Consider the following 14,416-nt stretch of genomic DNA (forward strand, 5'->3'; position numbering starts at 1 on the left):
GACGATATGAATCCAGTTTCGTTTTCAATTGATTGATCTGTCCAAATCGTTTTGGCAGATTATCATTCATTTATGTCTGATTCCAGATTTTAAAAAAATTCACGGCTGTTTCATATTTTCCGGCCAGAACCGCAGCACCTGCCAGCAATCTGCCGGATTCAGGCGTAGTTATAAGGGCAGCAGACCTTTTTGCATGGTAAAACATCTGTTCAAAAGCCTGTTTTTCAAAGGCCTGCCAGGCTTTTTTTTCATGCATCCGGGCCTGGGTTTCAATGTTTAACAAAACAGATAAATCGGTTCTGCACCTGCGGCAAACGCTTTGCCCCGGACTCACCAGAGCCTCGCAGGCCGGACATTTTTCCATGGGGTCTCCTTGCCTTACTCAAGATAGAAAAGAATATCTTCAAGGGCCTGGGCTGACTGTTGGGCCTCATCCAGTTTGTTATCAGCGGCCAGAGTCTTGATCTCTTCAATGAGGTTAATAATCTCCTCACAATCTTCGGCAGAAGCCTCTTCAAGGACATCCCTGGCCCTGGAAATAAGAGAGTCAAACCCTTCGGCTGTTTCACCCGGGTCTGCCTTTTGTTCATCCGAATCATCTGCTGCGGTATCCCAATCGTCCTGGGATTCCCACACCTTATCAATCTTGCTTTTTGATGCCGACACATTGTCCTGGGAAATCTCGGAAAAGGCATTTTCGATCACACCGGTAATCTGTTTGCCCGTATTCTTTTCAATGGCGGTTATTTTGAGTATGCCGTTAAGATCCAGTTCATATTTCAGAATGACCGGGCTCTCGGCCGGCTGCCGCGGGCTCAAATCAAGCCGGTAGTTGCCAATGAGAATGTTGTTCAATGCATCTCTGTCTTCCCCCTGATACACCTGGATCTGTACCCTTTCCTGCTCGGGAAAAACGGTCCAGAACACCTCGCTTTTAACCGCAGGAAGCTTTGTATTTCTCCGGATCAAGGGGACAAAAAGGCTCTCTGTCATTACACCGTCAAGTTCTCCTATGGCAGAAGTGCCAAAGGTGTAGGGCGTAATATCCAGTAATATGCCGGCAGAATCCAATCCCATTTCCCGCCCGGCCTGGATGGCTGCCCCCATGGCGACACACAGATCCGGGTCAATTTCCTGATTGGGAAAAATGCCGAAACTGTCTTCCAGCATGGCCGAAAGTCTGGGAATCCTTGTGGAGCCTCCGACCAGAATAATTTTATCAAGGGCTGACGGCAGCATGGCAGCATCTTTCAAGGCTTTGTTCACGCTGTCCATTGTTTTTTGAAGGTAATGCTCAATCATGGCCTGAAAATCTATTCTGGATAATTCATAGGAAAGATGTATACCCATGCCATCTTTTTGGGCGATGTGATCCTCTTCAATGGCGGCATAAGGAGCGCTGGACAGTTCTATTTTTGCTTTTTCCGCAGCATGCCTAAGCCTTGCCCTTGCAATGGTATCCCCTGAAAGGTCAATGTTATATTCCTCTTGAATATGGGCCAGAAGCGTATTCTCAATCTCAAGGTCAAAATCATCTCCTCCCAGATGGTTGTCCCCTGTGGAAGAAAGAACCTCCACCACCCCGTCCTCAATCCTTACAATGGAGACATCAAAGGTACCGCCCCCAAGGTCATACACCAGGATGGTCCGGGAATGGGTATCAGCAGATTCATAGGCAAGGGCCGCAGCTGTGGGCTCATTGAGTATCCGGACCACGGTGAGTCCTGCGATCTCGCCGGCCTCCCTGGTCGCCTGGCGCTGGGCATCCGTAAAATAGGCCGGGGTGGTGATCACCGCTTTTGTAATATTTTGGCCCGTTATCCGCCGGGCCCTCTCCTTAAGTTCCTTGAGGATAAAAGCGGAAATCTCCTGGGGAGTGTAGGTATTGCTTCCCAGTGCAACTTTTTCCGGTGAACCCATGAGGCGTTTGATGGAAAGAACCGTTTTGTCAGGGTACAGCGTGGCCTGATTTTTGGCCGCTGTTCCCACACTCATCATCCCGTTTGCCCCAAGCCCCACACAGGAGGGCACAATACCGTTATCATTCTCCTTTAAAACGGTTGATTTGCCATCCACAATAAAGGCGACTTCAGAATTTGTCGTACCAAGATCTATCCCGATGATCGGTTCCATATAAAACGTCCTTTTTCCCTTAAAAATTCTTCTAAAAAGTTCAGGCGGCCACAATCACCTGGGCATACCGTAAAACCTCATCGCCTCTTTTAAAGCCTTGGGATACGGTTTCCACCACCGTTCCCTTTTCCACCCCCGCCATGGTCCTTGATTCCAGGGCGTTCATGACCATGGGGTCAAAGACGGCTCCCGTGGACGCCAGGGGATAAATGCCCAGCAAGGCAAGTGATGCGTCAAATTTCCGTATAGCCATATCATATCCGTCACGAATACTGTCCATGTTTTTCAGTGATTTCCGGAAAAATCTCTTTTTGGAAACAGGGGCCGGACAGGCAGACCTGCCCCGCACCAGACTGTCCCGGATATCAAGAAAATATGATACGGTTCTTTTCTCGGTCTCCATTCGAATATTCTGCTCTAACGCGGCAATCTGTCTTGTCTTTTCATTAAAGTGGTCCATGACCTCACCATAGGCATCGGTCATGGCCGTGATCTGGCCCAAGGCTTTTAACGTCCGGTGCTGCTCCCTGTTTTGCATCTTAATTTCCTGTTTTAAGGCCGTAAATTCAGAAAGCAGGGTATAGAGGTCACAGGTATCCGGCGTCACGGACAGGGCCGGGGGCTCTTGGTCCGGCATCTGGGAAAGCCAGGTTTTAAAATCATCAAGCACCTTGGTTTTCCACGGCTGCATCCCATCGCGCTCTGACAACGGGGTTGGGTCTTCAGATATCTTATCCATCAATTTTTCCATCTCCCCTGCCGACGGCATTTAACAGCTCCTGCAGCCCGGGAGTGCGCCGGGTGATTTTAACGGATGAGGCAAGGGTTTCAATGGCCTGCCTGGATTCCACATTTTTCAGCGCGGAAAAAAGCTGCGTTGCAGCCCGGCTTCTTGCATCCTTGATGGACTCATAGGCACTTGTTATCTTTTGAAACATTTCAGGATTTTTTTCCGGGCTGTGGGCCTTTACCAGCTCAAGGTACTTTTTTCTGATTTCCAGGTCGGTTGCATTAAGGGATAGCCCCAGAACAAGATAAGATTTCAGCATATTTCTTCCTTGAAATAAATTTTTTTAGGATTGATTTTGTGCCTTATTGAAAAAAAATAGCTTTGGCTTCCCGGGACAACCCCTTTTTGCCCTCATTCCCAAAAACAAGATTGAGCGCCAAAATCAACCCAATAAATTCATTATTTTTTTTCATCAAATCCTTTTTAAATTTATTTAACACGGGTGTGGTTGCACCACGTAATCCCTCGTCGTCAATAACTGATTCCAGCGCAGTCTTCAACTGTTCAAATCCCTCTTGAAACATCCTGGGGTCTTCCCGCTTCAAACGAGTTGCCTCTTCCGAAAGAATTTTTTTAATGAACGGATCGTTGAGCATCTCAATATCCATCATGCCGCTTGGAAAAAAATCAAACAGATTAAATTCATCATCATCGTAGTCATCATCATAGTCATCAAACGGATCATTGATGAACAGCTCATCTAATATTTCAAATTCAAGATTCTGAAGCGCATAGCGGTAGGGCCCATGAGTATGGCGGGAAAGGCACTCTCCGGCAGCCTTGAATTTTTTCTTGGTTTCAGGTTCTGCATCCTCTACCAAATCCATGAGCCTATCCACATCCCAGTCATTATCCATGATACCTTCCAGGGCAACAGCGTAAAATTGCAGCAAATCATGGTTGGGTTCTTTTTGTCTTTTCCGGGTTCGTCTTAGCAGTTCACGTTGAAAAAGGGTAAAATTATCCGGTGAAAGAACCCGGTCCATAAACCTGATGAGATCATCACCGTTTAATTGCTCTATCACCTTGTTTTCGGCCGCCAAAAACACCAGGTGAACCACAGGGCTTGCAAAGACATGTTGCCACTCCCGAGGGAAAGGCGTCAGAAGCGCCAGCAGCTCTTCCGAGGTCAGGCGTGAAACCTGCCCAAGTTCGTTTTTAAACAAGGTGTCAATTTTGTGAAACACCTTTAAATAATTATTTTTAGGTTTGTCCTGAACATCCATGCGAAGCATGGAAACAAGTTTAAGTCTTTGGAATAAAGGGAACTGATCCAGATTTAATCCAATGTTTTTTTCAGGAATTTCAGGCTGTTCACAAATTTGATAAAATAACTTTTTTTCCTGTAAAAGAAGGGCATTGGTACCGGTATCAAGGTCCTGTGCTTTTTCCAGATCCTGCCGGACACGCTGATAATTACCTTTGTTAAGGCTCTTATCTGCAGAAATGACAAGTGAGAGAATGTGCATATCCTGAACCCGGCTGTCATAGGGTGCAAGTTCCATGGCTTTTTTAAGGATATTTTCAGCTTTCCTGAAGGCGTTTTTACCATGATACAGCGACGCCAGTTCAATGCAGGGATAGGGATCATCTGGGAATGCCTCACACATGGAAAGCAGCAATTCCTCCTTGATCTTTTTGGGTTCCCTGGCATTGACGTTCCTTTGGGCCACCAGCTCATAAAGCGCTCGGTTACCGGGATCACATTGGATTCCCCGGGCCGCACACTGCATCCACAGACTATCTATTCCCTCACCGGGAGAAAGGCAGAATCGTGCGGCGGTTTTATCGCTTAACCGCGTCAACTTATCCTGGGGAGTTTGCGAAACAGCAGCCCTGCACACATATAAAAAAATGGCAGACTCCACCATGGCAAGGGTCTGGGCGTCTGAACCTGTTTTTTCCAGATGGTCAAGATATTGGGCTGCATTGTCCAGGGGGGTGTCCATGGATAAAATTTTCCGCTTGGTCTGCAACAATGCACCTTTTTGGGGCAGCAGGGCTTTTTCAAATGCCATGAACGCCTTTTGACTGGAAAATTCTGGCTGCCACAATGTCTCCACAAGATATTGCCTGGCATATTCAGGGTCATCCGGCAAAATTTGCTTTGAAAAGGTAATGATCAGTTGTTGCATTGTGTTGTCAAACTGATTTTTTTCTTCCTTTTCAAGGATCTTTCCAGCCGTCTCCCATGCGTCCAACGGCCCTTCCCACAGGCATGCCGCAAGGGTTTTATTTTCCTGGATACAGGCGTTTTCTTTCACGGATTGAACCGTTGTCCCAAGCACGGCCGCAATTTCAGCGAATACAGATGCTTCAGGGATCAGGGAAATGGCTTTGTACATATTTTTGTCATCCCCCTGTCCAAACAGCGCCATGGCCCTGCAAAACATTCGGATATGCGCAAAACAGGAATTTCTCGGCAATGCCTTCATTTTGTCAGATGCCTGCTGCCATTGGCCTTTATCCATCAAAGGAATGCACGCTTTAACAACAGGGGCATCCCGGGAAATAAAAAACGGCGCTTCTTTCTTATCCAAAAAATCCCAGTCTCCGCAGGTTACCAGGCGGTCGGCCAGTAGAACACCCACCAGGGGATCCGTCCCTTGCCGGGAAATATATTGTTCGCTGTAGGCAAAGGCTTTCCCTATATCGCACAGTTCAATAACAAAAGCGATGGTACGCAGATCCGTAACACCGCCGGGAGCCGGCAGATAATCCATGGCCTGTTTCCGTAAAGATGCGGCTTCCACCGGCATATTTTTACCGGCAAGCTCCTTCACCCTCAGCATATAGGCTAAAAACAACTTGTGATGCCCCGCCTGAACCTGGTCTTCGGAATTTGAATTTTTAATGGCCAGTTTATACATCTTTATGGCATCCCGGGGTTTTTTGTCGAGGATGTGCTTATCTCCTTGCTTCAAAAGCTCATCAAACGTCAATTTTGCAATGTGCCGCTGTTTTTCTTGTATTTTTTTTCTGGTGTTTCTATTTCTTTTTGCCATTCACACACCTTGGCCGGGCCTAATCACGACCGCTCCCCTGATTAAAATTCAACCTTATAGTTTACTCTGGGGGTTATATGAAAAACAGGACCTGATTTCAATGTAATTTTTCTTCCCCCCACCATGGTTCTCCCATGGAAATAGTTCCCGGCAAAAATTTTAAATAGGCTGTTCACTACGGTTTAAACATTTAAATTTAGCCCTGAATACAAGGATTACGCCAGGGTCCGGCATTTTGTTTGGTCTTGACTTTATCCGGGGCTTGGGTGTAAAAAAACCGGAAATGAATTATAAAGATACAAAAAGTAATATCGTTTTAACTTTTACAAGGAGAAAAGAGGTTATGAACAAGAAATTTTTCGCCCTCCTGCTGGCTGCAGGAATTGCTGTGTTTTTCACTGCCTCCGGAATTCAGGCAGGGACCCAAGCAGACGACGTCATTACAATGAAAAGCCAAGTTTTAGATGCAACGCGCAAAAAAAGTCCGGATGCAAAAAAACCGTGCAAACTGGTTGAATTCACCCATAAAAAACATCATGAAGACTACAAACTTTCCTGCGGCGACTGCCATCATGACAAAGACGGCAACCCCCTTGCCGATCTTAAAGAAGGCGATGATGTCCAAAAATGCGAATCGTGCCACAACCATGCACAACCTGGCGACAAAACCTTCCAGGGTAAATATAAGAAAAATCCTGTTGACATCATGCACCTTGAATCAGCCATCCATGAAAACTGCATTGGCTGCCACAAGGAAAAAGGTCTGAACGTCGGCACAAAATGCGGCGACTGCCATAAAGCGATGTAATTATTCCGGCGGACGGTTAACTTAACTACCCGTTTACGCGGCATATATTTAAAAAGGGGAAGGCCGGGTGGTCTTCCCCTTTTTGCGTTTCACACTGCCAGGTATGTCATTTCCGCATTTTTAATACTGTGGGAATCAAAGCGAGATTCAGCAGGATAGAAAAACTATTCCGAACATCACTATCACTTTTTTTGATTTCATAATGAAAAACCATAATTCCCGGATGAATACTGCCTATAACCTGAAAGTTGCAGTTGTGCTTTGAAATACGTTTAAATTCAATAGGTTGAAAATTTTCACACTCGCCGGTTTTCTGATAACCCACATGGGCCGCGAGCCCACGACGAACAATGAAACTAAAGACGCCAACAATGCGGGCTAAAATGGGCGCCCCAAGCGCTTCGCCCTCTTGTTTCCTGTATCTTGTCTCCAGTTTCTTATAAACATTTTAACAAATACAATCGGTTGTGATAGGCTTGCATATTTTAGGTCTAAAAGTTAATCTGATACTGTCTTGGGTCCGTTCATTATTAAAACAGCACCGGAAAGTATTGGACCCAATATTACGCTGTCAGTCCATGAAAATCAAACTTCATTTTTCATCATGTTTTTGACCGAGGTAATATGTTCCCACAGATCAGAATACAAGCTTGACAACCATATGATATAAATGTTTTCCGGACAGATTTTTTGAAAAACCGCCAGTCCGCTCCGTAGATAAAGCAAACGGTGAAAAAACAACATCCAAGGGAATATACACCCATGAAATTCGGAAAATACCTGTTCCATATCAAACTGACCCGAAACGCAGTTCTGCCCGCGTACAAAGGGTCCACATTCAGAGGGCTTTTGGGCCATGCCTTGAAACGCACCGTGTGTGCCCTTAAGAACCAGACCTGCGCCACCTGTATTTTAAGGCAAAACTGCACCTATGCTCTGGTATTTGAAACCGCCCATGCCCTGCCTGCCCCGGAAAACGCAAAGGTTTCCGATCCCCCGCACCCCATGGTCCTGGAACCGCCTTTAACCGAAAAAAGAGAGTTTACTGCCGGCGACACCCTGGTATGCGGCATGGTCCTTTTCGGGGACCTGAACCGGAACCTGCCCTACTTTATCTATGCCTTTGACCAGATGGGCCGCATCGGCCTGGGCAAGGGCAAAAACGGCACCCGGGCCGGTTTTACGCTGGAATCCGTCACTTTTGGTAATAACGCGGTTTACTCAAAAGCGGACGGCAGGGTTACGCTGCCTGATCTTTTACCGGAGATGACTCTGCATCCGGACCCGAACGGCAACACAGATCGTGTCACACTGAAACTGCAAACCCCGTTCAGGATCAGTACGAAAACCGGCCAGGGTCCAGATCTGCCCTTTGACCTTTTAATGCGTTCCCTGATCCGCCGGTGTACAGCATTGTTCAACACTTACGGAAACGGCGAGCCGGATCTGGATTACCCGGACCTGGTGAAACAGGCAGGCCAGGTGCGTCTGACAGACAACCGCCTGGCCTGGTTTGACTGGCAGCGGTACTCCTCCCGCCAGGATAAGAAAATGTATATGGGTGGTCTTTTAGGTCAAGCGGCCTATCAGGGCGACCTTGGGCCGTTCCTGCCGTTTCTTCGCATGGCCGAAATCGTTCATGCCGGGAAAAACACGGCGTTCGGGCTGGGAAAGGTTGCGCTGGAGACAATGAACGGATGAATGCCCCAAAAAAGACAAAACCTGAAAAAATGTTCCTGATGTTTAATCATTCACTTTCCAAAGATCAGGAAGCTGATGCCCAAAACATATGGGGAAGGCAACTGCACTTTGTTGGGCTTCCGGCGCAGTTGAAGGCACTTTGGTCACAAATCCCCGCAGACAGAAAATGCCTTTTTGACACGCTGACACCTTTTCGAACATGGCTTGAAAAGGAATCCTGTCCCAGTGATGTTGTTTTAATCCAAGGGGATTTCGGCGCCACCTGGCTCATGGTCCAGCATGCATTGAACAACAGCCTTGTACCGGTTTATTCCGTTACCGTCAGGCAGGCCCGGGAGGAAATGGCGCCGGACGGCACCGTGAAAAATACCCATTTCTTTAAACACCGGATGTTTAGGGTTTACGGCATATAAAATAGGAGAAAAATATGGCTCATGTTTTTATAAGTTTTTTAGGGATCGGCGGTTTCGACAAGAAGCCGGGATATGACAAGGCTGAATATATCTGGCCGGAAAAAACGCAGAAAAGCATTACCTGCTGTTTTGCCCAGACCGCCATTCTTGCTGCAATGGAAGCGTGTGAAACACAACGCTCTACCGTGGACCGGGTGGTCCTGTTCTGCACCCGGGAATCTTATGACAAGCATCTGAACTTGTTAACAGATGAATTCAAACACCATCTTAAGCATGAACCAGAAATCATTACCCCGGCTCTGGTACCTACGGATATGACCGCTGACAACCAGTGGGGCTGGTTTGAGCAGCTGCTGGACAATGTGGGTTTCGGTGACAGGCTCGTCATGGATTTCACCCACGGCATGCGGGCGGTTCCCATCATCTTTTCCAGCGCCATTGGTTTTCTTACAAGGGCCAAAAACATCACCCTGGAACATGCGCTGTATGCCTGGTACGACCAGAATCGCCAGGACGGGGATCCTCACCCCATTGTGGACATGAAAGACTTTTACGTCATCAACGACTGGGCCGAGTCCGTATCCCGCCTGACCGAGGACGCGGACGCCAGAAAACTGGGGGAAATGGCAAAACAATCCCGGGTGGATGCCCTGGCTCCCCTGGCCGATGAAAACCTGGTGGCCGCTTTCCAGGAGATGACCGACTGCATCCGAAACGTGGATGTGAACAACGTCTCCCAAAAGGTCAATGCCGCCCTGGCGTATGTGGAAAACAGCCGCAAAAAAGCCGTCGGTTCCGCCCAACTCATGCTGGATCTGGTCTGGGAAAAATTCTGCGCCCTGGCCACGGACTATCCCCCCAGCGGCCGGTATGACCAGCCCTATTTTGAAACCCAGATTAAAATCATCGAGGTACTCATGGAACATCGACTTTTCATGCAGGCGTTCACGGTGATGCGCGAAGTTATCGGCGCCATTGGTATGGCCGGTGTGGGCGGTAAATACGCCCAAAAAAATATGAGTTCAGGCGACGGCCGTAAATACAGAAAACGGTTTGCCGAGGTTTTTGTCAATATGATGCAGTTTCCGGAAAATGAATGGAAGTTTTCGGAATTTGCCGAAGAAAGCCGCCTGAAACTGATGCCATGGTTTAAGAAACTTCAACAGGCTGGCATTGAACCAAAGCTTCGGGAAATTGTTGATGAAATGGTCAAAATCCGCAACGGGTTTGACCATGCCTGGACTTCGGAAAAAACAGCATCCCCTGAAATCGAACAAAAAGGGGAACAATATTTAAAACAATTACAGGAAATCATCGGCAAGATGGCTGACCGCAGTTGTTTTCAAAGAAGGAAAACGCGCCAGCCTGAATGAGGGAAAAATGGTCAAACAAATTATGAACTTGGTAAGATAGCCGGAAAAAAACGGATTCAAAAACAGGAAACAGGAAAAATAAAAAGGGAGTGACAATGGATGAAGAACTGCTTCAGGCAATAAGCATTGCCGGTTTATTGCATGATATTGGTAAATTTTCAGAAAGAGCCGGTGCTGTTGAGCAGGGAGATAAAGATATGGTAGCGCAAGACTACCGTTATGCCCATGCCTATCACACAGAATCGGCTTTAAAGTCTCTTTTTCCTGCAGGACAGCTTGAGCGGGGATTTGCCGGCAGCACAGAAGTGAATGTCCTGAATATGGCGTCAAGGCATCACAAACCCAGAAACATGTATGAGCTGATTATTTCCCAGGCGGATCGGATTGCCTCAGGCCATGAGCGTTCAGGGGGTGATGAGCTTTCCGGTTATGATACCGGCGGCAGGGAACGTAAACGACAAACCCCTTTGCTCAGTATCCTGTCGCGTATTAAACTTCTCGGGGAGCAGGTCAAATCCGAAGACTTTCGGTATAAAATTAACCCTGCTGCGATCTCAGCATCTGCCGCAACATTCACTTCATTTTTTCCTGTGCCGAAAGATGAATACACCTATAATCAGGTGGAAAGGGATTATGTGGAGCACTGGCATAATTTTAAGAAAGCAATACAGTCGTCTCCCGGGAACGGGCTGGATCTATTTGCCCAGCTTCCAGTGGTTCTTTCCGTTTGCAAAGAATTTCAATGGTGCCTGCCGGCATCAACAAGAAGGGAAGAACTTCCGGATGTATCGCTTTTTGATCATCAAAAAGTAACTGCGGCTCTGGCAGGCTGTCTGTACTGGTATCATGCTCACTGCGACAGCCTCAGCGAAAAGAATATCACGGACCATTCTGTTCTCAAATTTCTTTTGTATTGCGGGGATATCAGCGGAATCCAGAATTTTATTTACAAAATCTCTTCTAAGGGTGCCTACCGGACGTTAAAAGGTAAATCTTTTTATATCCAGCTTCTCGCCGAAATTATTGCCAATAAATTTGTTGAGCGGTTTTCATTGAGTCAGACCAACATCCTTTATGCCAGCGGCGGAAAGTTTTACCTGATGCTTCCCAATCTGCCCGAAATTCTTCAATCGGTTGAAGATATGCAGCATGCCGTAAACATGGAGTTACTGGCGCAATATAACGGGACACTCTATCTTCGGACCGGATACGAAGCTTTGTCAGCCGATGACCTGACAAGACAAAGCGGAACAACGCTTTACCGGATTTGGGACCGGCTGACCCGACGGCTGGTCTATCAGGACAGGCAGCGCTACTGCAAGGCCGCGACAGATGACTATGACCTGTTATTTGCCGTTCGGTCCCAGGAAAACCTGGGTGCCTGCGAGGTATGCCGCCAAACCATGAAAGACAAAGCACAAACAATATGTACAGGCTGCAAAGAGATGGCTGAATTAGGACGTCAGCTCGGCACGGCAAACTGGATTGCTATCGGTTCAAACGGTGCGGGCCTTCCTGAACAGGGTAAACCTGTCATGCAAATATACGGGAAACGGTTATGGCTCCTTAAAAAAATGCCCGAAAAAATCAATGGAAAAAATCTGCTTTTCATGGGGATCAATTCAGAGGATTACCATCAGATCTCCCAATCCGTCCAGGGCTGCATTCCAGTTAATTGTGTCCCTTTTACCATTGGTTCTTCCCATCGTTTTGACACAACCTTTAATGAAATTGCTGAACGCAGTGCCGGGAACTTCAAGCGGCTTGGTATCCTGCGTATGGATGTGGATAATCTTGGACGTATTTTCAGTGAAGGGCTTGAAAATTATGAGCACGACCTGATTCAGAACTCTACCCGTTTCCATTCACTGGGAAGAATCACGACTATGAGCTGGCAATTGAGTCAGTTCTTTGGTGCTGTGCTTCCTGCCATGATCAATGCCAATCCTGACTGGAGTGAAAGGGTAACTGTGGTCTACTCCGGGGGGGATGACCTGTTTCTGCTTGGCGCCTGGGACGCACTGCCCGATGTCGCCCTTGAGATTCACAGGCAGTTTTCCCAGTTTTCATGTCATAATACTTCCTTTAGCCTTTCCGGCGGTATGGTGATTAGCGGAGGCAGTTTCCCTATATACAAAAGCGCGGAAATGGCAGGTGAGGCTGAAGCAAAGGCAAAATCCCACACAACGGTTCTTATTCAGGCCAGGGAGAAAAGGCAAAAGAACGCTTTTACCTTTCTTGATCAGCCCATGCACTGGAAACAGTTCTCAGCCCTTGCTGCCATGCAGGAAAAGCTTATGGCAATTGTCAGTCAGAAAGAACATTACCCGCTTTTACAACGGCTCAAAGCGATTGCACTTTCCTGGCAGGAAAGTGCCCGGGAATTGAAACAATCAAAAGGAAAAATACCCCTTGAAGAGATCCGCAAACGATTACAAGCTGAAAAGTGGCGATGGAGAATGGTATACACATTATCCCGGTATTCAGACAGTAAAAGCGAAAAAATAAAAAATGATATTGAATCCATAAAGGAATTTATAACCGGGAATGTTGTTGGAACCGAAATTACCGGAATTGAGCTTCTTGGCGTTCTGACACGCTGGAGCGAATTGAAACTACGTTAATGATAAGGAGTTAACATGGAAAAAGAACAGATTGTTTCATGGGTGCAGCAGGGTCCTCAACCCGCGTTATTGAATGCTGCCGAGCAGCTGGGAAGGGAAATTAACGAAAAGAAATTAACAACATCTCAAATCAGGCAGGTGTTTACCCGTTTGAAGTCCATAGAAGCAAAGGGCTATGCCACGCAGAGAACAGATTTCATGATGCTCAAGCCCTACCTTGCCTATGCAGCCGGAAGGCAGGACCGGGTAGAAGGGCTTCGATTATTCAAAGATAAAATTACCATCGGCATTGATGCTGTGTTTGAGGGTGGCAGCCCAGAAAACGAACCCAAGCGTTTTGTTAATTTCTGTAAACTGTTTGAGGCCGTCCTGGCCTATCATCGCGCCTTTGGCGGCAAATAAGGAAAAAAACAATGAGCGAAACATATACCTTGAAGCTGGATCGCAAAATTTTTATTCAGGGAGAAATCAAACTGCTTACCGGTATGCATGTGGGCGGTTCTTCATTAGGGCTTGGCATCGGCGGCGCGGACAAGGTTGTGATCCGCAATCCTGTTGACAATGTACCCTATATCCCCGGCTCATCTATAAAGGGGAAAATGCGTTCCCTGCTGGAAAAAAGTCTTGGCCTTGTCCAGATTTCCCAGGAAAGGGGTGAGTGGACAGGAAAGTTGTGTCAAAACCCGGAAGAAGATGCTGTCCAGTTATTCGGGTTTCCTGCAGACATGGCTGATACAAAGCCGGATTACGCCCCAACGCGCCTGACGGTCAGAGACAGCAGGCTTCTTAACGAACAGACCCTGGCAGAAGCTGAAAATACCGATATGTACTGCACTGAAATAAAAACCGAGGTTGCCATTGACCGGCTGACGTCAAAGGCCAATCCCCGGCAGTTCGAACGGGTGCCTGCCGGTGCCCGTTTCGGACTTGATCTTGTTCTTGACCTCTATAATGTGGATGCCGGTTCAAACGGGGAAAACAGCCGGGCGGACCGGTTTGTTCACCTTGTCTGCCAGGCATTGTCCCTGGTGGAGGATGACTACATAGGCGGCCAGGGCACCCGGGGATACGGCCAGGTTGAATTTATTGTCACCTCGGTTACCGAGCGGACAGCAGACAGTTACAAACAGGGGCAGATGGAACGGCAGCTCTCAGAATATCAGGAACAGTTTGCCCTGTTTATAAATAAAGAAAAGGCGCCTGTATGATGATTGCATACCATTTACAGTTTCAGGATCCTGTACATTTCGGCCTTGAGGGCATCGGGCAGGAGTCTGTGGAACAGGCTTTCCGTTCTGATTCCCTATGGGGGGCGGTGCTGCAGAAATGGTTTCTTCTGTTTGACGACAACCCGGAAGAATTATGTACTCAAACGCCGTTTTCCATCTCTTCATGTTTTCCGTTCATGAATGACGTTCGGTTTTTCCCTCTGCCGATAGGCGCGTTTGATGTTGTTATTGAAGACGCCGCAAAACAGAAGGCGGTTCAAGGCGTGCCCAGTGTAAAAGAATTGCGCAAGGTCAAATACATTGCCGAACCGCTTTTCAGAAAAACGCTTAAAAAAAAGCA

At 47.4% G+C, this 14,416-nt stretch carries 13 protein-coding genes; 8 read left to right on the top strand and 5 right to left on the bottom strand.

Annotated features, from left to right (window positions below):
• Nucleotides 1–70: 70 nt before the first annotated feature.
• Genes AB7U36_RS00790 through AB7U36_RS00810 form a run of 5 tightly spaced genes read right to left on the bottom strand, consistent with a single transcriptional unit; the run spans nucleotide 71 to nucleotide 5,928 of the window.
• A complete protein-coding gene (locus AB7U36_RS00790) occupies nucleotides 71–364 on the bottom strand; it encodes a hypothetical protein (RefSeq protein WP_428157896.1) in 294 nt (97 codons plus the stop codon).
• Between the two features lie 14 nt (nucleotides 365–378).
• On the bottom strand, nucleotides 379–2,133 hold the full coding sequence (locus tag AB7U36_RS00795; protein WP_428157897.1) for an Hsp70 family protein: 1,755 nt from the start codon (nucleotides 2,131–2,133) through the stop codon (nucleotides 379–381).
• A 40-nt stretch (nucleotides 2,134–2,173) separates the two neighbouring features.
• Nucleotides 2,174–2,872: a nucleotide exchange factor GrpE gene (gene grpE / locus AB7U36_RS00800; protein ID WP_428157898.1), complete on the bottom strand. Its 699-nt coding sequence runs from the start codon at nucleotides 2,870–2,872 to the stop codon at nucleotides 2,174–2,176.
• A complete protein-coding gene (locus AB7U36_RS00805; protein WP_428157899.1) occupies nucleotides 2,865–3,182 on the bottom strand; it encodes a J domain-containing protein in 318 nt (105 codons plus the stop codon). Before AB7U36_RS00805 ends, grpE begins: the two co-directional genes overlap by 8 nt.
• Before the next feature lie 43 nt (nucleotides 3,183–3,225).
• Nucleotides 3,226–5,928, bottom strand: coding sequence for a hypothetical protein (locus tag AB7U36_RS00810; RefSeq protein WP_428157900.1), 2,703 nt, complete (start codon nucleotides 5,926–5,928; stop codon nucleotides 3,226–3,228).
• 343 nt (nucleotides 5,929–6,271) lie between these two features.
• On the opposite strand from AB7U36_RS00810, the gene AB7U36_RS00815 reads away from it, so the two are divergent.
• From AB7U36_RS00815 to csm4, 8 genes are all read left to right on the top strand, one after another.
• Complete coding sequence (locus AB7U36_RS00815) at nucleotides 6,272–6,736, top strand: cytochrome c3 family protein (RefSeq protein WP_428157901.1); 465 nt, start codon at nucleotides 6,272–6,274, stop codon at nucleotides 6,734–6,736.
• A gap of 762 nt (nucleotides 6,737–7,498) precedes the next feature.
• On the top strand, nucleotides 7,499–8,437 hold the full coding sequence (gene cas6, locus AB7U36_RS00820; protein ID WP_428157902.1) for a CRISPR system precrRNA processing endoribonuclease RAMP protein Cas6: 939 nt from the start codon (nucleotides 7,499–7,501) through the stop codon (nucleotides 8,435–8,437).
• Nucleotides 8,438–8,475: 38 nt separating this feature from the next.
• The gene (csx20, locus tag AB7U36_RS00825; protein ID WP_428157903.1) at nucleotides 8,476–8,850 is read left to right on the top strand and encodes a CRISPR-associated protein Csx20; all 375 of its coding nucleotides are present in this window, start codon (nucleotides 8,476–8,478) and stop codon (nucleotides 8,848–8,850) included.
• Nucleotides 8,851–8,864: 14 nt separating this feature from the next.
• Nucleotides 8,865–10,223, top strand: a complete 1,359-nt coding sequence (gene csx2, locus AB7U36_RS00830; RefSeq protein ID WP_428157904.1) for a TIGR02221 family CRISPR-associated protein — start codon at nucleotides 8,865–8,867, stop codon at nucleotides 10,221–10,223.
• Nucleotides 10,224–10,318: 95 nt separating this feature from the next.
• Nucleotides 10,319–12,847: a type III-A CRISPR-associated protein Cas10/Csm1 gene (cas10, locus tag AB7U36_RS00835; protein WP_428157905.1), complete on the top strand. Its 2,529-nt coding sequence runs from the start codon at nucleotides 10,319–10,321 to the stop codon at nucleotides 12,845–12,847.
• A 15-nt stretch (nucleotides 12,848–12,862) separates the two neighbouring features.
• Nucleotides 12,863–13,249 carry a type III-A CRISPR-associated protein Csm2 gene (csm2, locus tag AB7U36_RS00840; RefSeq protein WP_428157906.1) on the top strand — a complete coding sequence of 129 codons (387 nt, stop codon included), beginning with the start codon at nucleotides 12,863–12,865 and terminating at the stop codon, nucleotides 13,247–13,249.
• Between the two features lie 11 nt (nucleotides 13,250–13,260).
• The gene (gene csm3, locus AB7U36_RS00845) at nucleotides 13,261–14,055 is read left to right on the top strand and encodes a type III-A CRISPR-associated RAMP protein Csm3 (RefSeq protein WP_428157907.1); all 795 of its coding nucleotides are present in this window, start codon (nucleotides 13,261–13,263) and stop codon (nucleotides 14,053–14,055) included.
• On the top strand, nucleotides 14,052–14,416 hold a 365-nt coding region (csm4, locus tag AB7U36_RS00850; RefSeq protein ID WP_428157908.1), incomplete at its 3' end, for a type III-A CRISPR-associated RAMP protein Csm4. The genes csm3 and csm4, both read left to right, overlap by 4 nt.

This window comes from Desulfobacter sp., from assembly GCF_050177295.1.